This window comes from Litorimonas sp. (genome assembly GCA_029936425.1).
Classification (GTDB): Bacteria; Pseudomonadota; Alphaproteobacteria; order Caulobacterales; family Maricaulaceae; genus Litorimonas.
The window spans coordinates 1-1,272 of the sequence record JAPYSU010000131.1 but is presented as its reverse complement, the minus strand read 5'-3'; the positions used below and the strand labels follow the sequence as shown (position 1 = coordinate 1,272).

Here is a 1,272-nt window from a genome sequence, read left to right as displayed (position 1 = left end):
TCGAGATGTACTCCCACACTCCGAAGGCCTGCCCCAAGCCTGCCATCATCCTGCCCGCGCCCAAAGTGGGTGAGAAGAACTTCTTCTTCAGGCCCTTGCACCCCACACACTCGTCAATCATGTCGATCACCAGGTTGCGGGCCCCGTTGATGTACACCCCCAGCTCCCCGCTCTTCGATGCTGCGATGGTGGCCTGGACTCCCCGATGTATGGTCTGATAGCCACTGGTCACAGTCCCGAGATACACGATATGGGCGCTGTGGAGGATTGTTTTGGCCAATGGGTCCTTGGCAGACAGGATGGGGAGGTTCCTGATACCGAACCCCGGGTCCAGCTTCTTCCCGTACTCCAGGCGCAGGTTGGTCACCCACACCCCCTCGACCTGGACAGGGTTGCACCCGGCCACCCTCTCAGACCTGAAGTATTCCTGACTGCTGGCCACAAGCTGCCAGAGCGCGCGTTCTCTGTACTGACCCATCCCTCCTGTACACTTCACCATCTCAGCAGCCGTCTTGTTCCTCCTCATGTCAGCCACTTTGTGAAGGAGCTCAAGAACTCTAAGAATTCTCCTGAATGGCCTCTGAACTAGTCTCCCATACCACTTTCTTGGTAGAATCCTCTGCAGTGGAGCCTCCTCTCGCCGGGTTGTGGTAACTTGGCCCCCACTTGCGATGACAGCAGACTCTGGCCTCGCGCTATTGTACTTCGGCAGAACTACAATTCCCTTAGTTGAATCCATAACCACTTCTCTGCTGAGACTCGCATGCAGGTACAGTTCCCTGTCAGTGTAGAGCATGAGCTTCCAGTCCATCTCCTGTTCATGCTCCTCCTCCAGCACTCCAAGGGCGCCCGCCTCCTGCTGAACTCCCTGGGCGCCGGTCTCCATCTGATGCTCCAGCACCCCGCGACCATCTGTCTGTTCGGATTCCTCCTGTTGACCATAGAGTCCATTCCTTGGGAGCTGAGTGAACTCAAAGAGTCCCTGCTCCATGACCAGCCAGACATGCTGCCCTCTCCATACAGGATCACAGTACTCCGGGCAGCCTTTCCTCCACTTGTCGCTGAGAATGATGGCGGGGATGTCCTTCTTGTGGTTCTTTGTCCCAAAATCTGCTGGTTGTTGGTTTGAAGGCGCCCACTTGATCGAAATGGATGCCTTTGGTTTGACCATCAACATCAGTCTCATGTTTCGACATGACTGAAAGTAAATCCGTTGCGCGCAGACATCTCCGTGTGCTTTTCCTGGACTCCATATTGTATGTGCGGACACGT

General features: G+C 55.6%; 1 protein-coding gene. It reads right to left on the bottom strand.

What is annotated here, in order from left to right:
• Positions 1-1,171: hypothetical protein (locus ACN0IC_RS15545; RefSeq protein WP_416879658.1), on the bottom strand; the 1,171-nt coding region annotated here is incomplete at its 3' end.
• Positions 1,172-1,272: the final 101 nt, after the last annotated feature.